Source organism: Acinetobacter sp. AOR18_HL, assembly GCF_027855145.1.
Taxonomy (GTDB): domain Bacteria; phylum Pseudomonadota; class Gammaproteobacteria; order Pseudomonadales; family Moraxellaceae; genus Acinetobacter; species Acinetobacter pittii.
Genome location: NZ_JAKTIG010000031.1, coordinates 22,737 through 44,365, shown reverse-complemented (window position 1 = coordinate 44,365; position 21,629 = coordinate 22,737). Strand labels below are relative to the sequence as shown.

The following is a 21,629-nucleotide window of genomic DNA, read 5'->3' as shown; positions in this document are numbered from 1 at the left end:
AAAAAGAGGGATGATATGCAACATCAAATTAATGGTATTGCTTTGCCAAATGAACAGGGATTTTTTGGTGAATATGGAGGCCAATTTATTCCTCCGCATTTAAAAGAAGCAATGGATGAAATTAATGTTGCTTATGAAGAAATTCGCCATACACCAGAATTTCAAAATGAATTATCAGACCTCTTTTCAAATTATGTAGGTCGTCCAAGTCCTTTATTTTACGCAAAACGTCTTTCTGAGCAGTTAGGCGGTGCACAAATTTATTTAAAACGTGAAGACTTAAATCATACGGGTGCCCATAAAATTAATCACTGTTTAGGCGAGGCTCTACTTGCCAAATATATGGGCAAAAAGAAAGTTATTGCCGAGACTGGTGCGGGACAGCATGGCGTTGCTTTAGCAACGGCTTGTGCTTTAGTTGGTATTCCATGTGAAATTCACATGGGTCAAGTAGATATTGAAAAAGAACACCCTAATGTGGTCAAAATGAAAATTTTGGGTGCTCATTTAGTTTCAGTAACACGTGGTACAGCAACCTTAAAAGATGCAGTTGATAGCGCTTTTGAAGAATATTTAAAAGACCCTAAAAACTTTATTTATGCAATTGGTTCTGTGGTTGGACCCCATCCATTTCCAAAAATGGTTCGAGATTTTCAATCGATTATTGGTAATGAAATTAAAGAGCAGACGCATCATCGTTTTGGTAAAAACCCAGATTATGTTGTCGCATGTGTTGGTGGCGGTTCAAATGCAATCGGTGCCTTTACAGCATTTCTAAATGATTCGGATGTGAAATTGGTTGGGGTTGAACCAGCAGGACATGGTTTAGAAACTAACATGCATTCGGCAACTTTAACCTTAGGTAAACCAAGTCAAATTCATGGTATGGCGTGTTACGTGCTTGAAAATGAAGCTGGTGAACCGTTACCCGTGCATTCTATTGCTTCAGGATTGGACTATCCTGGTGTTGGGCCACAGCATAGTTTCTTAAAAGATTTAGGCCGTGTGGAATATAGCACTGCAACTGACCAAGAATGTTTGGATGCTTTTATGACCTTATCTCGTGTAGAAGGAATTGTTCCTGCGCTTGAAAGCTCACACGCTGTCGCATGGGCAATACGAGAAGCACCAAAGCTGTCGAAAGAAACCATGATTGTGGTTAATCTTTCTGGTCGTGGAGACAAAGATTCGGATTATGTGGCAGAAAAACTTAAGCTTTAAACCAACTAAACACAAAAAGCGGTTGAACTTCAAAGATCGCTTTTTTATTTCATAGACTGAATCTATCCTTTCTTAAAAGTTCATTATTTCTTAATTAAAACAAAGTATTCTGATTTTAAGCTGTGATTGTTAGAGATAGGTGTGTAAAACACTGCTTCACAGGGCAAAGCGTTGCGTTGCTTTGTTTCACTCAGTAGAATAGTCACTTTGCAAAATTTGCCTTTGGAGACGCCTAAGTGGAGCGACCGACGATTAGCCCTGAACATTTACAGGAAGCTGCTGAAAATTTATCTACAATTCGAGATTTTATTCGCTTTGGGGTATCAGCATTACGTCAACATGATGCACATTTAGGACAAGGTACTGAAGATTATTTTGCAGAAAGTTCTGCATTAGTTTTACAAACCTTATCTCTTGAATGGTCAGCAGACTCAGAGATTTTAGATGCTAAGCTTTTGCCAAGTGAAAAAGCAGAATTCTTAAGTTTGTTAGAACGTCGTATTAACGACCGTATTCCGACTTCCTATTTATTAAATTTAGCTTACTTCTTTAATAAGCCATTTTATGTGGATGAGCGTGTACTTATTCCACGTTCACCAATTGCAGAGTTAATTGAGCAACGTTTTGCACCATATTGCTTAGATGAAAATGGTCAAATGCGTGAAGCACTTAACAACCTGCCAGAAAATGCTAAACCTAAAACTCCACAGCGTATTTTAGATATGTGTACAGGTTCTGGTTGTATTGCTGTAGCTTTGGCTTATGCTTATCCAGATGCTGAAGTAGATGCAACGGACATCTCTAAAGAAGCCTTAGAAGTAGCATCGATTAATGTTGAACACCACAATAAGCAATATCAAGTTGCGTTACTTGAATCAGACCTATTTGCCAAGATTCCAGCTGAAAACCAGTACGATTTAATTGTAAGCAACCCTCCGTACGTTGATGCCGAAGATATGGCTGACTTACCGGAAGAGTTTTTACATGAACCTGAACTTGCATTGGCAGCAGGCCAAGACGGTTTAGATCTCGTGCGTAAAATGCTTGCTCAAGCGGCAGATTATTTAACTGAAGATGGTCTAATTGTCATTGAAGTGGGTAACTCTGAATGGGCTATGCGCCAAAACTTCAATACGATTGATTTCAACTGGCTTACTTTCCAAAAAGGTGGGTCTGGCATTTTTGCTTTAACCGCAGAACAATGTCGTCGTTATAGAAAACTATTTGAACAGCAACAAGCATAAGGAGTTGTACATATGGCAGGGAACAGTATTGGACAACTCTTTCGTGTAACGACATGTGGCGAGTCTCATGGCGTTGGCTTAATGGCAATTGTTGATGGCGTGCCACCTGGTCTTGAGTTAACCGAAGAAGATCTACAAGAAGATCTGGACCGCCGTAAGCCGGGTACATCAAAATTTGCGACTCAGCGCAAAGAGCCGGATCAGGTTGAAATTATTTCTGGTGTGTTTGAGGGCAAAACTACTGGTACGCCAATTGGTTTACTTATTCGTAATACTGACCAAAAATCGAAAGATTACGGCAATATTGCTCAGACTTTTAGACCGGGTCATGCGGACTACACATATACACAAAAGTATGGTTTCCGTGATTATCGTGGTGGCGGTCGTTCGAGTGCACGTGAAACTGCTATGCGTGTTGCAGCGGGTGCTATTGCTAAAAAATATTTAGCAGAAAAATTTGGTGTATTGATTCGCGGTCACGTCACACAAATTGGTAATGAAATTGCTGAAAAACTGGATTGGAATGAAGTTCCAAATAATCCATTTTTCTGTGGTGATGTAGATGCTGTTCCTCGTTTTGAAGCATTGGTTACGTCTTTACGTGAACAAGGCACAAGCTGCGGGGCTAAGCTAGAAATTTTAGCTGAAAAAGTTCCTGTAGGTTGGGGTGAACCTGTTTTTGACCGTCTAGATGCTGACATTGCTCATGCCATGATGAGCATTAATGCGGTTAAAGGTGTTGAAATCGGGGATGGTTTCGCAGTTGCTGGGCAATTTGGTCATGAAACACGTGATGAGTTGACGAGTAATGGCTTCTTAGCGAACCATGCGGGCGGTATTTTAGGCGGTATTTCGAGTGGTCAGACCATTCGAGTTGCCATTGCATTAAAACCAACTGCAAGTATTACAACACCAGGTAAAACGATTAATTTAAGCCGTGAAGATACTGATGTATTGACTAAAGGCCGTCATGACCCATGTGTAGGTGTACGAGCAACTCCAATTGCAGAAGCAATGTTGGCTATTGTCCTAATGGATCACTTCCTACGCCATCGTGCACAAAATGCAGATGTTGTTCCACCGTTTACACCAATTGAACCATAGTCATAATTCTGACTGTAGTAAATTAAGCCCCCATATTTAACTTAAACTTGGGGGCTTTAATTTTTTATCACATTGGGCTCTATTAAATTTTAAATTATTTCCTTGTCTTATAATCTCTATATAAATATAATACCCGCGATTTATTTCTGAATATATTTATCTGCTTAAGTAAAAATTAAAATCTTATTAATTTTTATACTTGCACAAGATATTTATATCTTAAAACTAATTTTATTCAAATTAGTTTTATATAAGTTTATTACATATTTAAATTTTATTACTTTAAACAAATAATTTTCAAAGTCATCATTGAAATTGGGGAAATATCAATGAATCAATGTACATATAGAATTGGCTGTATGTCAAAGGATAAACTATTGCCTAAAAACTTAGAGGCAATGATAAAAGTTATTCATGACTTATCTTTATCCTCTCAGCTATCTGAAAACTGGATATATAGTGATGATAATCCAGATATATATATTATTGATTTAGACAGTGGCTATACAAATATTCTTATTCCTAAAAAAATTAAAATTGTATTAAGTAATAATCCTGAGCTTTTAAAAGGTTATCAATATGGGTTAAAGAGGCCCTTAAGGTATCAGGAACTATTAAAAATTTTATTAGAAATTGAAAATAATGAATATTTTAAAAAATCTTATCGAGAACGAATAGAAAATATAACCGCTACAGATCCGTTTGAGACAAAAATTCTATATAAACTTGTTTGTTATCCAAACTTTAAAAATATTCATGCAGAGCAGATTGTTAATGTCACTAGAGTTTGTGCTTTATTATCTATTGAATCAAAAACAGTCCAAGAAATTAAAAAATTCTTGAACTTATCTGTAGATGAAATACAAAAAATTATAGAGATTATTAAAAAAGAGGCTCATCCGAACTATGAAACTATACATGAGAATATTGTCTCGATATTGCCGTTTTCAAATGAAGTTGTTCAGACAACACCTCCAAGGATGGAGCAAAACTTATTGCTCTATCTTATAAATAAACTTTGGAAGAAGTTAAAAGGAGAATTCTGATGAACTGGAATTTTTTAGGTTAGAGTAGGTATGTATTAATCTTAACTAAACCATTCTTAATTTAATATTAAGAACTAAACAACAATATTTTGTATATATTAAATCTAGATTACATTTTAGCTTTACCACGGATGGAAAAGCTAAATAGAGAATTCTTTCATTATTTTAATTCAAAAGATTAATATCAAAAACAAATAATGTAATCACTAGCCAAAAGTTATCCTCAATTGTTATTTGCTATTATTAAGTTAAATCTACAATTTGTTCTTCGTTTACAGCAATCTTATATTGATTACGTCCATTGGTTTTTGCTTTATATAATGCATGATCAGCTCGTGCCACAAAAGCAGAAATAGAATCATTTAGACGTGGAATTGTGGTCGCAACGCCTACACTAATAGTGACATGTGGTGAAACATCACTACATGGATGTTTAATCGCAATTTTATTAATCGCATTCATTAAACGTTCGACCTGTATCAAAGCTTGCTGAGAATTTGTCATTGGGAATAGTAGTAAGAACTCTTCGCCACCATAACGAGCAACTAAATCACCACTACGAGCAGCAATAGAAGAAATAGCAATAGCGATTTCCTTTAAACATTCATCACCTTTGAGATGTCCTAGCGTATCATTGTAGGCTTTAAAATAATCGATATCGACCATCATAATAGTGAGTGGGGTTTCGTGTCGTAATGCACGGCGCCATTCATTATCCAAGGTTTCATCTAGATAACGTCGATTGGCTAAACCAGTAAGTGCATCTTGCTGAGAAAGTAAGGATAACTGCTGCGCTTGTTGCATGAGCTCAATGCGGTTCAGCTCAATCATACAGTTTTGTAAATAGTTTTCTCGATGTTGACGGTCCGTTGCATAGGCGAGGGTCATTCCCAAAAATCTACTAAAAGTGTAAGTTCGGTTTAAGAACGTCCAGTCGATCACACCATTTAAGTAGTTACTTACTAAAATTCCAACTAGTCCTCCCATCCATCCAGCAAATATGGCTGTATAGAAGCGCATACCAACAGCACCATAAATAATAACGATTGCATACATCATCGCAGCATGAAAAAGAACATTATCTTGTCCATTCTCAATAACGTTAATTAAAATAAAAGTAATTGCTACCGCTAAAGCCGAGCCAACTCCTACATAATAATCAAAATACTGATTTAATTTTTTAATAAATGATAAAATCCAAGCGATAAGAACAATTACACCAACCCAAGAATAATAGCTAAACCAGGATAAAACTTGTTCACTTGGTAAAACTTGATATATACCAAAGCTTAAAAATATATATAATATTAAAATAATAGGCGCTCTATAGCGGAACTCATAGGCAGCACCGTTTTGGTATTGAAAACGATAAATCGTTTCAAGCTGCTTTGGAAACCATACAAAGTTTAATCCTCGTGTGGTTAATAAATCTATTTGTTCCTGTCCCAATATATTGGAACCCTGCAACTTCATAATTAATGCTCTCTATATTGGAAGTTGTCATAAAATGAGACTTATTTTAAGTAAAGTTCCATCTAAAAATATTGATTATATAATGTGTGGTTTATTCAAAATAATAATACAGATTTTTTAAAAAAGTAATGATTTTTATCTATGTTAAATGTGATAAAAATCACGACATTTCAATGATTAGCCTAATAATTATCTAAAGTTCTCCAATCCATCGAAAAAAGTTACAAATGGTCGATTAACGATTGTATCTTTATCATTTTCGGATAGACTTATAGCGTGAAATACAGATGATTACTGTCATATAAATAGGAAAATTAGCAATGACTGCTCTAAATCAATATGGAATGAATTTAGAAATTACGCCGCATAATGGATGGTCACAACGGTTCTGGGACGACCTGTTACCAGCTAAAGAACGGGTGAGTAAACATCCGTTTTTTACGGAAATGGCCAATGGGGGATTGAGCCTAGATAGTTTCCGTTATGCTCTACTTAATTTCTATCCATTAGTCGCCCATTTCCCGTCATATATGGCTGGAGCATTGGGGAAAGCGACTGGATTTTCTGAACCGGGAGTTACTGAAGCGCGAGATTGGTTAATTCAAAATATTAAGGTAGAAGAGCGACACTTAAAATGGTATCGCGATTGGGCTGGAGGTTTTGGCTTAACAGTTGAAGAACTTGATCATGTACGACCACCCGCTGCTATGAATGCTGTAAACCATTTTCTGTGGAATATGAGTCATCGAGGCAATTTGGCAGAATGTCTGGCTGCAACAAATTTGGCGATTGAATGGGCAACTGGAGATTGGTCTATTCAGGTGTATAAAGGTATTCATACCTATACTAATCATCCTGAAGTCACGATTGATAAACGTTCTTTAGCTTGGTTGCGCGCTCATGCACATTACGATGATCTTCATCCATATGAAGCTATGGAATTGATTAAGCGCTTATGTAATGACCGTCCTGACTGGCAGCAAAAAGCATTTCATGCTGCTGAAGAAGGGCTGCGATATTATGAATTAGCTTTGGACGACTGTTATAGGGTACAGCTTCAAGCCTCTGCTTGATCTAGCCTTAAAAAGGGAGAATATTGTATGGATATTCTCCCTTTTATTTTATTCGAGCAACTTTAAGAGTTTAGTTCGATAAGGTGTTTCTTCGGGTAATAATTCAAGTAAACGTTCAACAGCATCTACACGGTCTGGTACACGACTGACTACTCGCAATAATTGATCAATATCTTCAATTTGATAAATCACATGACTCAAACGAGCGTCAAAACAATCTCTCCATGCGCATAAAAAAGGACTTTCTGATTTGGCTAAGAAACTTCCTCTATAGAGTGTAAGCGTAGTTGATGTAAAACCAAGGTTTAAGGCTTGTTCGGCCATTAAAAAATCACATTGAATTTCGCAGTTAAGTCTATATGGTCGTGACTCGATAACGTCGGGTATTAAGTTTCTGAGTTGAGAAAGTTCTGCTTTTAAAGTGGTGGTACTTACAGGCCGATCACCATATAAAGCATAGTGAAGTTCTTCAAGATTAATCCCTTCGGGACAAAGGGTTAGAATGCACAGAATCTCAATTTGACGTTGAGTCAATGTAAGGCTGTGTTGGTTATATTGAACTTTAGGAGTACCGAAGGCTTTAATATATAAGATATTTTTCTGATGAAGCTGAATTGCTTGTTTAACAATGTCAGCACAACGCTCTACTGCTAAAACTCCAAGTGAATTATGTTTTTGATATTTAGTCGATAAATTCATAATTCCATAAAACTGACCTGTATTTGCATCAGTTATTGGGGCAGCATAACAGACCCAGTCTCTGACACTATTCATCTGGTTTTCGTGTGAGTAAACACAGCTTGCAGAATGTGTATTTAATGCTAGACCAATGGCATTTTGACCTACAGCCTGAGTAGACCATTGTCCACCTTCAACAAAGTGTACTTGCTCAGCCGATGAGCGCATAGGGTGACTACTCCATGTCCAAAGTAGAGTACCATGAGGATCAGTCACACCAATGGCCATATCGGCATCTTCGGCAATATGCATTAAGTTGCGATGGCACTCGTGAATCGAACGACCAAATAATGAGTGTTCCCATTCCTCACCCAGATCAAACAAAGGTGCTGCTTCAAGGTCAAGTGATGGTTTTTTTCCTAATTGTTTAGAATGAGATGAGGATTCCGGCCGAAATAAGGACGGACTAGTGTCTATTAAAGGCGATGATAATTGTTCTGACATATCCATATCGAAATTCCTTTATCATTGAAATGGCGTATCCGTAGCCGCTCAACAGTTATAACTTTCTTATTGTGACTATTTCCTAGTTATCTCCTTACCTTAAATAATTTTATAAGTCTTGACCATTATCCTATTGGATAAGTTTTGTTAATTGCCTAATCATTAAGATAAGACATCTTGTCGGCTGAAAGGCTTTGGCACTTCTTCTCCGAAATATTGTCGATCAGCAAAATAGCTAGAACGAACCATAGGTGCGCTCCAAATATTTTTAAAACCTAATCGCTTACCGTGTCGGGTATATCGTTCAAATTCTTGTAAATTTACAAACCGATGAATAGGCGCATGTGATTTTGAAGGCTGAAGATATTGACCAATCGTGACAAGATCTACTTGATAGTCTTTTAAATCGTTGAGTAGGGCAAGCACTTCAGCCTCTATTTCTCCTAATCCAACCATCAGGCCAGACTTAGTTTTGATATCGGGACAATATGCTTTAAAGCGTTTAAGTAACTCTAGTGAATGTTGATAATCTGAACCGGGGCGCATCGCTTTATATAAACGAGGAACCGTCTCAATATTATGATTAAACACATCTGGAGGCGATAAGCTCAAAGTCGAAAGAGCTGTTTCTAAACGACCGCGAAAATCTGGTACTAAAATCTCAATCAATGTTTCTGGACAACTTTTCCTAATTTCTTCAATACACTTTACAAAATGTGCAGCGCCGCCATCATGTAGATCGTCGCGGTCTACAGAGGTAATCACGACATACTTTAAGTTTAGATTTGCGACTGTTTCTGCCAAATGCTTAGGTTCATCTTCATCTAGCGGTTTTGGACGACCATGAGCGACATCACAAAATGGGCAGCGACGAGTACAAATATCGCCCATAATCATAAATGTTGCCGTACCTCCACCAAAACATTCCGGTAAATTTGGACACGCTGCTTCTTCGCAAACACTGTGTAACTTTTGTTGGCGTAGCAAATTTTTTATGCGTTTAATTTCTTCAAAATCGGTTATTTTGGCTCTAATCCAGTCAGGTTTAGTCGGTAACTCTTCTGTAGGTAGAATTTTAATCGGAATGCGAGCAACTTTATCCGCTCCTCTTAATTTAATACCAGTTTCTATTTGCCTTTTTAAGTCCATATATAAAATTCCATTTTATATCAAATAATATTTAACTAGACTCTATATAATAAAAATCCTTATAATTTAAATAAAGGATATAGAGTTTATTAATGAGCGTAGTACACAGCTAATATTATAAATTAATAAAGGTTGGTTAAAGGTTTGTTTCACAAGTCAATGAAATGTATTAAAATTTTTTAATTTTATTTTTGCTGTTCAAGTTTTTGAAAAATAAAAAATAATATCTATAAAAACCATTTAAAACTTTTTAGTCTAATAGCATATTAAATTAAATTGAGCTTTATTATTTATAGCGAAATATATAACTCTCGCTGAAACTTGGTTGATTTTTAATAATCAAGATAATAAAGGAAAAGGATATGCAATTAACGGAAGAGCAATTACTCGCAGCATATAAACGCATGCGCGATATTCGTGAATTTGAGGATCGACTTCACGAAGAAAATACCAATGGTGATATTCCTGGCTTTATTCACTTATACAGTGGTGAAGAAGCTGTAGCAGTCGGGATTTGCGAAAATTTAACCGACAAAGACTATATCACTTCAACACACCGTGGACATGGACACTGTATTGCAAAAGGTTGTGACATTCACGCCATGATGCTGGAAATTTTCGGTAAAGATGACGGGCTATGCCGTGGAAAAGGCGGTTCTATGCATATTGCCGATTTAGATAAAGGTATGCTCGGTGCCAACGGGATTGTGGGTGGTGGACCTCCTTTAGCAATTGGTGCGGCGTTGACAGCGAAAACCTTAAAGACTGGTGGGGTCGGACTGTCTTTTACAGGTGACGGTGGCTCAAACCAAGGCCTTACTTTTGAAGCGATGAATATGGCTGTTGTACTTAAACTTCCAGTAATTTTCGTTTTCGAAAATAACGGCTTTGGTGAAGGAACAGGGCATGATTACGCAGTAGGAAGCAAAGACATTGCTGGTCGTGCCGCAGGTTTTGGTTTACCTGCAGTTAAAGTTGATGGTACCAATTTCTTTGCCGTCTATGAAGCCGCTCAAACTGCCATTGAACGTGCACGTCGTGGTGAAGGTCCGAGTGTTATTGAAACCATTACAAACCGTTTTTATGGCCACTTCGAAGGTGACCCTGGCTTGATTCGTTCTAAAGAAGAAGTCGAGTTCATCAAAGAAAATAAAGATCCTTTGAAAATTTTCCGCGAAAAAGTTAAAGGCAAAATTGATGAAGCCAAACTAGACGAGATTGATGCAGCTTCAAAGGCAAATGTTGATGATGCCGTTGCTAAAGCTCGTGCTGCGGCATACCCAAAACCAGAACAACTCCTTACTGACGTCTATGTCTCTTACTAAAGGAATAGTAAAGATGCCAAATAAAAGTTTTCGTAATGCAATTAAAGAAGCCATTGAATCAGAAATGCGTCGTGATCCAACCGTATTTGTTGTTGGTGAAGATGTTCGCGGTGGACACGGCGGTAAGAACACTGAAGAAAATCAGTTAGAAGGTTTCGGTGGTGTATTGGGCGTAACCAAAGGTTTATGGACGGAGTTTGGTTCAGAACGTGTGATTGATACACCAATTACCGAGTCTGCAATTATCGGTATGGCCGCCGGTGCGGCTGCAACAGGTTTACGACCTGTTGCTGATTTAATGTTTATGGATTTCTATGGCGTGTGTCATGACATGCTTTATAACCAAGCCGCTAAATTCCGTTATATGTTTGGCGGAAAAGCAAAAGCGCCAATGGTTGTACGTGGCATGATTGGCGCAGGTTTTTCTGCGGCAGCTCAGCATTCTCAGTCACCATATAACGTATTTGCCGCGGTTCCGGGCTTAAAAGTTGTGGTTCCATCTAGCCCATATGATGTGAAAGGGCTATTAATTCAGGCCATTCGTGATGACGACCCTGTGGTGTTCTGTGAGCATAAAATGCTCTATGACATTAAAGGCGAAGTTCCAGATGATGCCTATACCATTCCTTTTGGTGTAGCAAATTACACCCGTGAAGGGACAGACGTGACCATTATTGCTTTAGGCTTGATGGTACATCGTGCTAATGAAGTGGCAGACAAATTGGCAAAAGATGGTATTTCGGTTGAAGTGGTAGACCCTCGTACAATTTCACCTCTGGATGAAGAAGGAATTTTAGAGTCTGTTGCGTCGACTGGACGTGTGGTTATTGTGGATGAATCAGCTGCACGTTGTGGTTTTGGACATGATGTTGCTGCACTAGTTGCACAGAAAGGTTTCCACTATTTGAAAGCACCTGTTGAACTTGTAACGCCACCACATACGCCTGTTCCATTCTCTCCAGTTTTAGAAAAAGAATGGATTCCAAGTGTAGAGCGTATTGAGCAAGCTGTGCGAAAAACATTGGAGGCTTAGGATGAGCGAAATTAAAACGCTGGAGATCCCAAAATGGGGATTATCCATGGAAGAAGGCACGATCGCCCAATGGTTGATTAAAGAGGGTGATAGCTTTAATAAGGGCGATGAAATTTGTGAAATTGAAACCACAAAAATCGTCAATGTATTAGAAGCGCCTTTTGCGGGAACTCTCCGTAAAATTTTAGCGAAAGATGGTGATACTTTACCTGTTGGTGGTCTTATTGCCGTATGTGCTGAAAGCCAAGTTTCTGATGCAGAAATTGAGCAGTTTATTGCATCACTAGGTGGTTCAGCAGCTAAAGCCCCTGAAGCACCTTCGGAGCAAAGTAAAGCAGAAACATCTGCACCTGTTGCTGAAAAAGCAGAACAACCACAGTCTGTAGCTGCAAGTGCTTCAGCTCCTGCAAAGGTCGCTAAAGGTGACTACGCTGTACCAGAGTCATTACAAGGCTATCAAACATCTGATGATTTGTTTGCAACACCGCATGCGTTAAAGCTTGCAGAAAAGCACAATGTAAACTTGGCAAAAGTCTCAGGTTCTGGTCGTGAAGGCCGCATTAGTGTTCACGACATCCAGAAAGCTGTACAAGCTGCTGGTGGTCAATGGCCTGATATTAAGCAGCAAACTCAAGCTAAAGTGGTTAAATCTACAGCCGATGATAGCCAAGTTTTAGCGACACCTGTGGCACGTCGTTTGGCAAAACAATGGGGCATTAATCTAAATGACTGCCGTGTTTCAGGTACTCGTGGCCGTGTCTGTAAAGAAGATGTTGAGGCAGTTTACTATCGTAATAACCCAGTGTCGGTAAGTGAACAACCTGTACAATGTGCAGCTCAACCACAATCAACCGTTACGACTGTTGCGATGAATGGGATGCGTAAAGCGATTGCTTCACGGTTACAGGCTGCAAAACGTAACGCACCGCATTTCCGCTTAGTGGTCGATCTCAACGTAGAAGCTTTGCAAAAACTACGTAAGCAGATTAATGAGACTGTTCCACAAGTCAAACTTTCTATTAATGACATGCTAATTAAGGCAGCTGCCGCCGCGCTGATTAAAGTACCTGAGGTGAATGTTCAATTTGATGAGGCGACTCAATCAATTTTACAGTTCTCTCAAGCGGATATTTCGGTGGCCGTAGCGATTCCAAACGGTTTAATTACACCCATTGTAAAAGCAGCAAATCAGAAGTCTTTAGCACAAATTTCCGATGACATGCGTGATTTGGCAACGCGTGCCAAGACTGGCAAGTTACAACCTGACGAGTTTCAGGGAGGCAGCTTTAGCATTTCAAATTTAGGAATGTTAGGCATTAAACAGTTCGACGCCATTATTAACCCACCGCAAGGTGCAATTATGGCATTAGGTGCTTCGGAATCTCGCGCTGTTGTCGAAAATGGCAATGTAGTGGTTCGTGAGATTGTCACAGCGACGTTGTCATGCGATCACCGAATCATTGATGGCGCAGTTGGGGCGAAATTCTTGGCCAGCTTTAAGCAGTTTGTTGAAAACCCTGCTTTAATTTTGGTGTAGGAGAACCCGCATGTCAGAAGCTCAATTTGATTTAATTGTGATTGGCGCGGGACCGGGTGGGTATGTGGCTGCAATTCGTGCAGCCCAGCTCGGGTTAAAAACCGCAATTGTAGAAGAGCAACATTTAGGCGGAATTTGTCTAAATTGGGGCTGTATTCCAACTAAAGCTTTGCTTGCAGGCGCAGAGCTTGCAACTCAGTTTAAACATGCTGGACAGTTTGGTTTTCAGGTATCTCAACTCGATTTTGATATTCAAAAGCTTGTACAACATAGCCGACAAGTTTCAGCACAGCTGGTACAAGGCATCGATTACTTACTTAAAAACAATCAGGTGACGGTTTTTAATGGTCGTGCTCAGCTTACGGCTAAAGAAAAAATTGAAGTGACCGATGCTCAAGGTAACAGTCAGGCTTTGAGTGCGCCCCATATTATTTTGGCAACTGGAGCTAAAGCTCGACATGTTTCTCAGCTTCCTGTCGATGGAACATATGTCTGGAGCTATAAAGAAGCACTTGTTCCAGAACAGTTACCAAAAAGTTTAATGGTTGTGGGCTCGGGTGCAATTGGTAGTGAATTTGCTAGCCTTTATCAAGACTTGGGATGTCAGGTCACGCTTATTGATTTAGCTAAGCAAATTTTACCGACCGAAGATGCAGAGGTTGCTCAATTTGTTAGAAAACAATTTGAACAAAAAGGTATGAAAGTCTTAACCGATGCTGTCGTTCAAAGTATTCAGATTGAAAATGAGCAAGTCCACTGTGTAGTTGAAACGGCAAATGATGTTCAAACGCTTGTTTTTGACCGCGTGCTTTCGGCAATTGGTGTACAGCCGAATACCACAGGGCTAGGACTAGAACGTTTAGGTGTAGAACTCAATCGACAAGGTTTTGTGGCAATTGATGACTATTGTAAAACCAACGTAGCAGGGCTTTATGCCATCGGTGATGTGGCTGGTGCACCGTGTCTTGCCCATAAAGCAAGCCATGAAGCCATGATATGTGTCGAGAAAATCGCTGGTGTAGCAAACGTCCATTCACTCGATCGTAGCCAGATACCGGGTTGTATTTTTACACATCCACAAGTGGCGAGTATTGGTTTAACGGAAAATGCAGCAAAAGCTCAGAATCTACCTATACGAATCGGTAAGTTTTCTTTAACTGCAAATGGTAAAGCTTTGGCAATTGGAGATGCGTCAGGTTTCGTTAAAACGGTGATACATGCAGAAACGGGTGAATTACTTGGTGCACATATGGTGGGTCATGAAGTGACCGAACATATTCAAGGCTTTGCGATTGCGAAATATCTAGAAGCAACTGATGAAAGTTTAGCTCAAGTGATTTTCCCACATCCAACATTATCAGAAGCCATGCATGAATCCATTTTGGCTTCAATGCAACGAGCGATTCATATGTAGAAATTCTAAATTTACAGGAGTTGAACATGGTTAAGGGATTAAAAAATAAAGTCGTTTTAGTGACTGGGGCAGCTCAAGGCATTGGCCGTGGGATTGCCCTGCGCTTGGCGCAAGAAGGAGCACATATTGCATTAGTTGATATGAAACAAGATCAACTGAACGATGTGCAGCAGGAAATTCAAGCTTTAGGTGTAAATGCGAGCATATTTATTGCTAATGTAAGTGACCGCGAGCAAGTGTATGCCGCTATAAATCATGCTGAGCAGACACTTGGTGGGTTTGATGTCATGATTAATAACGCTGGAATTGCACAAGTACAAGCGATTGCGGATATCACACCTGATGAATTCCAAAAAATTGTTGATATTAATATTGGCGGCGTGCTGTGGGCAATACAGGCTGCTGCTGCAAAATTTAAGCAACGTCAACATAAAGGAAAAATCATTAATGCTTGCTCAATTGCAGGCCACGATGGGTTTGCTTTACTCGGTATTTACTCGGCAACCAAATTTGCGGTACGAGCACTTACCCAAGCTGCGGCAAAAGAATATGCCAGTCACGGTATTACGGTAAATGGATATTGCCCCGGAATTGTCGGAACTGATATGTGGGTTGAAATCGATAAACGTTTTGCTGAAATTACCGGTGCCGCAATTGGTGAAACTTATAAAAAGTATGTGGAAGGTATTGCTTTAGGTAGAGCCCAAACACCAGACGATGTAGCCGCATTAGTTGCTTTTCTGGCAAGTAATGATTCGGACTATATTACGGGTCAATCCATTTTAACGGACGGCGGCATTGTCTATCGCTAAAACAAAATCCTGATTTGAGGGAGATAATAATGAAAGCAGCGCGTTTTTATGACAGAGGCGATATTCGCATTGAAGATATCCCTGAACCAGAAGTCACTCCCGGCACTGTAGGCATTAAGGTGGCTTGGTGTGGAATCTGTGGTACAGATTTACATGAGTTTATGGAAGGGCCAATTTTTATTCCCCCGTGTGGACATCCGCATCCTATTTCAGGCGAATCTGCACCGATTACTATGGGCCATGAGTTTTCAGGTGTCGTCTATGCTGTAGGTAAAGGTGTTGATGATATTGAAATTGGTCAGCATGTCGTCGTAGAGCCTTATATTGTGGCCGATGATGTGCCGACTGGACCGGGCGATAATTATCATCTTTCCAAAAATATGAACTTTATTGGTTTAGGTGGTCGTGGCGGTGGTTTATCGGAAAAAATTGCGGTTAAACGCCGTTGGGTGCATCCAATTTCCAATAAAATTCCACTAGATCAAGCAGCCTTAATTGAACCGTTATCGGTAGGTCACCATGCTTTCGTACGTAGTGGTGCAAAGGCTGGTGATATTGCACTGGTTGGCGGTGCGGGGCCAATTGGTTTATTGCTTTCGGCAATTTTAAAAGCGAAAGGGCTTAAAGTCATCATTACCGAACTAAGTGCCAAACGTAAAGAAAAAGCCAAAGAGTCGGGTGTTGCAGATTATATTTTAGACCCGTCAGAAGTTGATGTTGTTTCTGAGGTTATGAAAATTACCAATGGCGATGGTGTCGATGTCGCGTTTGAATGTAGTAGCGTTAACAAGGTGTTAGATACTTTAGTCGCGGCAGTGAAACCAACAGGTGTGATTGTTATAGTTTCGATTTGGAGTCACCCAGCATCAATTAATGTGCACAGTGTGGTAATGAAAGAGCTTGATGTACGAGGCACAATTGCCTATGTAAATGACCATCAAGAAACCATTAAACTGGTAGAAGAAGGAAAAATAAATCTGGAACCTTTTATTACGCAGCGTATTCAACTTGATGATTTGATTTCACAAGGCTTTGAAACTTTAATTCATAATAATGAGTCAGCCGTTAAGATTATCGTACATCCATAAATAAACACTCAAGCCTATAAAAAAGAGCGATGATTCGCTCTTTTTTATTAAAGTAAATTGTTGTTTTGAGCTTCAATAATAGGGGGTAATGGCTGCCCTAAAGAACTAAGAGACTCACGTTCAATCAAACGCACAATAGAATCGAGCGGTAAATCATTTTCTTGCAAACCAAAAGGTTCTTCAATTTGAGCACTTAGGGCATCTAAACCTAAAAACATATAAGCAATTAAGCCGACAATAAGCGGTGTCCAAATACCTAAAGCTGCTTCAAGGCTAAATGGTAAGATGAAACAGAAACAATAAACAGCACGATGCAAAAGTACTGAATATGAGTAGGGCAAAGGCGTGCCAGCAATTCGGTCACAACCTGCTTGGATATTACCTAGCTCAACAATATGTCGATTTAGCGTGCTATATATAATGTCACTAATTTCGCCATCTTTTAGTATTTTAACTAAATCTTTTTGAATATTTTCGAGTACAAATTGCGGTGCATTAATATGCTCATTTAAATAATTAAGTGAAGAATTATTTAAATAGGCATGTTCGAGAAATTTTGTGGGTTCGACTGTTTGTTGACGCAGTCGATCACGCAACAAGTTACTAAAAATTAAGACCTGATGAATTAAATGTTCACGTTGTTCATTAGATAAAACATGGCTATCTCTAACAATATGTCTGGCATTGGCAATTAAAGCACCCCAGAGCTTGCGACCTTCCCACCATCGGTCATAACAAGCGTTATTTCTAAAACCCGTACAAATCGAAAGAATCACGCCAAAGATGGTAAATCCGATCGCGGGTACGGTAGGGATTTGAATCCAATGATAATAAGAGAGCCAGACCACACATGCTGAAATAAGTACAACAAAACTCAGTGCTGGCAAGACCTTCGGTAAAATTGTTCCTTTCCAAGCAAATAAGAGTTTAAATACATTGCTTTTATCACGAACAATCATATAAAGCCTTTGAACTAATGAACCTAACCAAGTGCAATATGATACGCCTTAGACGAGCTAAATACCTAACTAAAGCTTATGCTTTTGTCTATAGCGCCAAAGCGTTGTACGGCTAATACCAAAAATATTAGCAACCATATTTAGGTTATGGTTATATTTTTCTAAAGCAGCTTGTACATTTTCAGGGGTAAGTTCTGTATTTGTCTCAGGCAATTTAACGTAATCTTCAGCATTTAAGAGTTCATTTGGTAAGTCTTCGACTTCGATTTCATCCTTACCATTTGCCATTGTTAACGCATAAAGCAGAGTATTTTTTAGTTCACGAACATTTCCCGGCCAGTCATAGTTCAATAAAACTTGCATGGCTTTTTGATTAACATGGCGAGGCATGGTGTCGAGTTGAGTGGAGCTCTCTTTTAAAATCTGATCGACAATAAGAGGAATATCGACTTTTCGCTCTCTGAGGGGTGGTATAAAAATTGGAATCACACGCAAACGGTAGAGTAAATCGTGACGGAAACGTCCAGCCTTAGCTTCTTCACGTAAAGCTTTATGTGTTGCGGTAATAATTCGGACATTGGCTTGAATCGGTTTTTCACCACCTACAGGAGTAAATTCACCTGTTTCTAAGACCCGTAATAATTTAGCCTGAAGCTCTAAAGGAATCTCGGCAATTTCATCTAGAAACAGTGTTCCACCTGCGGCACGTTCAAAAACGCCTTTATGGTCACGAATTGCTCCCGTAAAAGCACCTTTCACATGTCCAAAAAGTTCACTCTCTAGAATATTAGAATTTAAAGCTGCACAGTTAATCGCTACAAAAATCTTATTTTTACGTTGGCTATAATCATGAATTGCTTGTGCCACCAGTTCTTTACCGCTACCAGATTCACCGCGAACAAGCACAGGAAACTCAGTAATAGCAACTCTTTGAATGATTGAAAACATACGAGTCATTTCAGGCGAACAGCTATTAAAGATCTTGCTTAAGTCTTGCAATTGTTCTGTGAGCTCTACTTGATCAGCAATATCATTCTCTATTCTAACAGGCTGTAGAATATGCAATTTCCCGATAATGCGATGCTCTGCGATGTAAATATCATTTTCCTGATAGATGAATCGCTTTCTCATTTTAGGAGTATTGATTTCAAGATACTGATTATGATGGTCTTGAGTAAGCGCTGCCATGCTCTCAACAGAAATATCATCTGTATTAAATTTATAGTGAATTGCTTGAGTCGTTGTGTCTGCTAAAAACAGACTCGCATTTGGAAATAAAGCTTTTAATTGCTCAAATAAAATAAAAAAATCTTGTTCTGACTCAAAATTTAACTTTGCCATTTCATATGTTTCACAATCGTTTCATTGAAACATACTTGAGTTTCAAAGGAACATCAAGCTGAGTTTATTTTCTAACTTTAATTTCACTTATTGTTTTAAATATTTGATTTTTATATTTATTATTTAATTTTAAATAATTGGCACCTTATTTGCAAAATATAGGAAAGAAATAAATTATTGGGGTATAAATCATGTTCTTTAAGCAGTTTTTTGAGCAGGAAAGTTCGACTTATACATATATGCTTGGGTGTGAAGAAACACGAGAGGCTGTTTTAATTGACCCAGTCGCATCAGATATAGAGATTTATACAAAAGAGTTAGAGCGGCATCAATTTACGCTCATCTATACCTTAGATACACATGTTCATGCAGACCATATTACTGCTGCGAATTTACTTCGTGAACGTTTCCATTGCAAATCGGTTTTGCACCGTAATTCAGATGTAAGTTGCGGAGATATTTTAATTACAGATGGTTGCATACTTAAGGTTGGCAATCTCAGTATTGAAGCACGTTATACACCAGGTCATACCAATGCTTGTACGAGTTATTTAGTTGAAAACATGGTTTTCACGGGCGATGCATTATTAATTGATGGATGCGGTCGAACTGACTTCCAACAAGGTAATGCAGGCACACTTTATGACAGTATTCATAAACAACTTTTCAGCCTGCCTGACGAGACTATTGTGTATCCGGGACACGATTATAAAGGTCGTCTGTCTTCAACAATTGGTTATGAACGTTTAAATAATTCACGTCTAGGTCGGAATCGCTCGCGTGAAGATTTTATTGAATTAATGAATAACTTAAATCTGCCATATCCAAAACAAATCGATAAAGCACTTCCTGCCAATCAGGCTTGCGGCTCAATTTCACAATTATAAGGTGGCAATATGGAACTTAAACGAGTTAATCAAGAATTTTATGTTGCGGGCCAGATTACTGCCGATGATGTCGCAAAAATTGCAGGCCAAGGAATAAAAACACTGATATGTAACCGTCCAGATGGAGAAGGTGCAGACCAACCGAATGTAATTGAAATTGAAGAAGCAGCTCAACAATATGGCCTAAACGTAATCTATCAACCGGTTACCAGTGGCAAAATTACCGATCAACAAGTTGCTGAGTTTAAACAGCTTTATCAGAATGCCCAAAAACCTGTTTTAGCGTATTGCCGTACTGGTATGCGTGCAATCAGTTTATGGGCTTTGGCTGAAATTGCCCCAAAAGATGCAACATTGTTAGTTGAATCGGGTAATAAGCTTGGGTTCAATTTGAAAGGCTTGGTGCCACGTATTTTAAAACGTGACCATGAACCAGCCACTATTCCTTGTTATAGCGTTGTGATTGTGGGCGCTGGAGCAGCAGGAATTTCTGTAGCGTCTAGTCTTTTATGTCGTGAACCTCATTTAGATATTGTCATTATTGATCCGGCAGATACACATTATTATCAACCGGGCTGGACCATGGTTGGTGGGGGTATTTTCAAACCACAAGTAACCGCACGGTCAATGGTAAGTGTGATTCCTTCAAAAGTGAAATGGATGAAAGCAGCTGTTGCTGGATTCGACCCTGAGCATAATCAGGTTATTTTGGAAGGATGCCAACCCATTCAATATAAAGCCTTAGTCGTCTGTCCTGGTTTAAAACTAAATTGGCATGGCATTGAAGGCTTAGTCGAAACTTTAGGTAAAAATGGGGTGACGTCTAACTATCGATATGACTTGGCGCCGTATACATGGGAACTGGTGCAACAGCTAAACGGTGGAAAGGCAATCTTTACCCAACCACCTATGCCGATTAAGTGTGCCGGTGCTCCTCAAAAAGCGATGTACCTTTCAGCCGATTACTGGTTAAAGCAAAGCAAACTTAAAGATATCTCTATTCATTTTTATAACACTGGCGCTGTTTTATTTGGTGTGAAGGAATATGTACCTGCACTAATGCAATATGTCGAAAAATATGGCTCTGAACTGCATTTTAACCATCAACTTGTCAAAGTAGATGGGCCTGCAAAAAAAGCATGGTTTAAGGTAGTGAACAATGAAAATACAGCATTGGTCGAGACTGATTTCGATATGTTGCATGTTGTTCCACCGCAACAAGCCCCAGACTTTATTCGTGCCAGCACACTCACTGATGAAGCAGGCTGGGTGAGCGTGAATCCTCAAACCCTACAACATACACAACATGCCAATATTTTTGCTTTAGGCGATGTAATGAATGCACCTAATGCCAAAACTGCTGCTGCGGCACGAGCACAAGCTCCGATCGTTGCGGTTAATGTTATAGCCCAGCTCAAAGGTGAACAAAACTTCTGCGAGTACAACGGCTATGGCTCATGTCCACTTACTGTAGAACGTGGAAAAATCGTTCTGGCTGAGTTCGGTTACGGCGGCAAATTACTCCCAAGTTTTCCAAAATGGGTGATTGATGGGCAAAAGCCTTCCCGTTTGGCTTGGCTGCTTAAAGAGCAGATTTTACCGCCGATTTACTGGCAAGGCATGCTTAAAGGCCGCGAGTGGATGGTCAAACCTGAGCGAGGTTAAGCAAAGCAACGCTTTGTACGAGCGCAAGACGAGAACTATGTTCGAGTTAAGAGGTTAAGCAAAGCAACGCTTTGTA

General features: G+C 39.2%; 18 protein-coding genes. 13 read left to right on the top strand and 5 right to left on the bottom strand.

The features are described 5' to 3' along the window. Positions 1-15: 15 nt before the first annotated feature. The 4 genes from trpB to MKL51_RS08285 all read left to right on the top strand — a co-directional run bounded on the left by trpB (position 16) and on the right by MKL51_RS08285 (position 4,615). The gene (gene trpB, locus MKL51_RS08300; RefSeq protein ID WP_017481199.1) at positions 16-1,221 is read left to right on the top strand and encodes a tryptophan synthase subunit beta; all 1,206 of its coding nucleotides are present in this window, start codon (positions 16-18) and stop codon (positions 1,219-1,221) included. 236 nt (positions 1,222-1,457) lie between these two features. Continuing rightward, the gene (prmB, locus tag MKL51_RS08295) at positions 1,458-2,465 is read left to right on the top strand and encodes a 50S ribosomal protein L3 N(5)-glutamine methyltransferase (protein ID WP_002113580.1); all 1,008 of its coding nucleotides are present in this window, start codon (positions 1,458-1,460) and stop codon (positions 2,463-2,465) included. A gap of 12 nt (positions 2,466-2,477) precedes the next feature. Then, positions 2,478-3,569: a chorismate synthase gene (gene aroC / locus MKL51_RS08290; RefSeq protein WP_017481198.1), complete on the top strand. Its 1,092-nt coding sequence runs from the start codon at positions 2,478-2,480 to the stop codon at positions 3,567-3,569. A 329-nt stretch (positions 3,570-3,898) separates the two neighbouring features. Continuing rightward, positions 3,899-4,615 (top strand): hypothetical protein, encoded by a 717-nt coding sequence (locus MKL51_RS08285; RefSeq protein ID WP_025468409.1) that lies wholly within the window; start codon positions 3,899-3,901, stop codon positions 4,613-4,615. A gap of 243 nt (positions 4,616-4,858) precedes the next feature. Here the strand turns inward: MKL51_RS08285 and MKL51_RS08280 are convergent, their stop codons facing one another. After that, the gene (locus MKL51_RS08280; RefSeq protein WP_270904284.1) at positions 4,859-6,088 is read right to left on the bottom strand and encodes a GGDEF domain-containing protein; all 1,230 of its coding nucleotides are present in this window, start codon (positions 6,086-6,088) and stop codon (positions 4,859-4,861) included. Between the two features lie 320 nt (positions 6,089-6,408). Between MKL51_RS08280 and MKL51_RS08275 the strand changes: the two genes are divergently transcribed. Next, positions 6,409-7,161 carry a TenA family transcriptional regulator gene (locus MKL51_RS08275; RefSeq protein ID WP_002113940.1) on the top strand — a complete coding sequence of 251 codons (753 nt, stop codon included), beginning with the start codon at positions 6,409-6,411 and terminating at the stop codon, positions 7,159-7,161. A 48-nt stretch (positions 7,162-7,209) separates the two neighbouring features. On the opposite strand, the gene MKL51_RS08270 is transcribed toward MKL51_RS08275, so the two are convergent. Next, entirely contained in the window at positions 7,210-8,349 is a 1,140-nt protein-coding gene (locus MKL51_RS08270; protein ID WP_017481196.1) for a hypothetical protein, read from the bottom strand. A gap of 156 nt (positions 8,350-8,505) precedes the next feature. Continuing rightward, positions 8,506-9,492 carry a lipoyl synthase gene (gene lipA, locus MKL51_RS08265; RefSeq protein ID WP_017481195.1) on the bottom strand — a complete coding sequence of 329 codons (987 nt, stop codon included), beginning with the start codon at positions 9,490-9,492 and terminating at the stop codon, positions 8,506-8,508. 362 nt (positions 9,493-9,854) lie between these two features. Between lipA and MKL51_RS08260 the strand changes: the two genes are divergently transcribed. The 6 genes from MKL51_RS08260 to MKL51_RS08235 are packed head-to-tail and all read left to right on the top strand — an operon-like array spanning position 9,855 to position 16,701. Then, on the top strand, positions 9,855-10,817 hold the full coding sequence (locus MKL51_RS08260; RefSeq protein WP_017481194.1) for a thiamine pyrophosphate-dependent dehydrogenase E1 component subunit alpha: 963 nt from the start codon (positions 9,855-9,857) through the stop codon (positions 10,815-10,817). A gap of 13 nt (positions 10,818-10,830) precedes the next feature. Then, positions 10,831-11,850: an alpha-ketoacid dehydrogenase subunit beta gene (locus MKL51_RS08255; RefSeq protein ID WP_001133054.1), complete on the top strand. Its 1,020-nt coding sequence runs from the start codon at positions 10,831-10,833 to the stop codon at positions 11,848-11,850. A gap of 1 nt (position 11,851) precedes the next feature. Then, a complete protein-coding gene (locus MKL51_RS08250) occupies positions 11,852-13,387 on the top strand; it encodes a 2-oxo acid dehydrogenase subunit E2 (protein WP_270904283.1) in 1,536 nt (511 codons plus the stop codon). Positions 13,388-13,397: 10 nt separating this feature from the next. Continuing rightward, positions 13,398-14,801 (top strand): dihydrolipoyl dehydrogenase, encoded by a 1,404-nt coding sequence (lpdA, locus tag MKL51_RS08245; RefSeq protein ID WP_005069338.1) that lies wholly within the window; start codon positions 13,398-13,400, stop codon positions 14,799-14,801. A gap of 26 nt (positions 14,802-14,827) precedes the next feature. Next, on the top strand, positions 14,828-15,613 hold the full coding sequence (locus MKL51_RS08240; protein WP_017481192.1) for an acetoin reductase: 786 nt from the start codon (positions 14,828-14,830) through the stop codon (positions 15,611-15,613). A gap of 29 nt (positions 15,614-15,642) precedes the next feature. Continuing rightward, positions 15,643-16,701: a 2,3-butanediol dehydrogenase gene (locus MKL51_RS08235; RefSeq protein ID WP_005110937.1), complete on the top strand. Its 1,059-nt coding sequence runs from the start codon at positions 15,643-15,645 to the stop codon at positions 16,699-16,701. Between the two features lie 47 nt (positions 16,702-16,748). On the opposite strand, the gene MKL51_RS08230 is transcribed toward MKL51_RS08235, so the two are convergent. Both MKL51_RS08230 and MKL51_RS08225 read right to left on the bottom strand, forming a co-directional pair. Continuing rightward, positions 16,749-17,660 carry a bestrophin family protein gene (locus tag MKL51_RS08230; protein WP_000637010.1) on the bottom strand — a complete coding sequence of 304 codons (912 nt, stop codon included), beginning with the start codon at positions 17,658-17,660 and terminating at the stop codon, positions 16,749-16,751. 69 nt (positions 17,661-17,729) lie between these two features. Beyond that, positions 17,730-19,001 (bottom strand): sigma-54 interaction domain-containing protein, encoded by a 1,272-nt coding sequence (locus tag MKL51_RS08225; RefSeq protein WP_068551084.1) that lies wholly within the window; start codon positions 18,999-19,001, stop codon positions 17,730-17,732. A 191-nt stretch (positions 19,002-19,192) separates the two neighbouring features. Between MKL51_RS08225 and MKL51_RS08220 the strand changes: the two genes are divergently transcribed. Both MKL51_RS08220 and MKL51_RS08210 read left to right on the top strand, forming a co-directional pair. Further along, the gene (locus MKL51_RS08220; protein ID WP_017481190.1) at positions 19,193-19,888 is read left to right on the top strand and encodes an MBL fold metallo-hydrolase; all 696 of its coding nucleotides are present in this window, start codon (positions 19,193-19,195) and stop codon (positions 19,886-19,888) included. Positions 19,889-19,897: 9 nt separating this feature from the next. After that, positions 19,898-21,553, top strand: coding sequence for a bifunctional protein tyrosine phosphatase family protein/NAD(P)/FAD-dependent oxidoreductase (locus tag MKL51_RS08210; protein WP_017481189.1), 1,656 nt, complete (start codon positions 19,898-19,900; stop codon positions 21,551-21,553). Positions 21,554-21,629 lie beyond the last annotated feature (76 nt).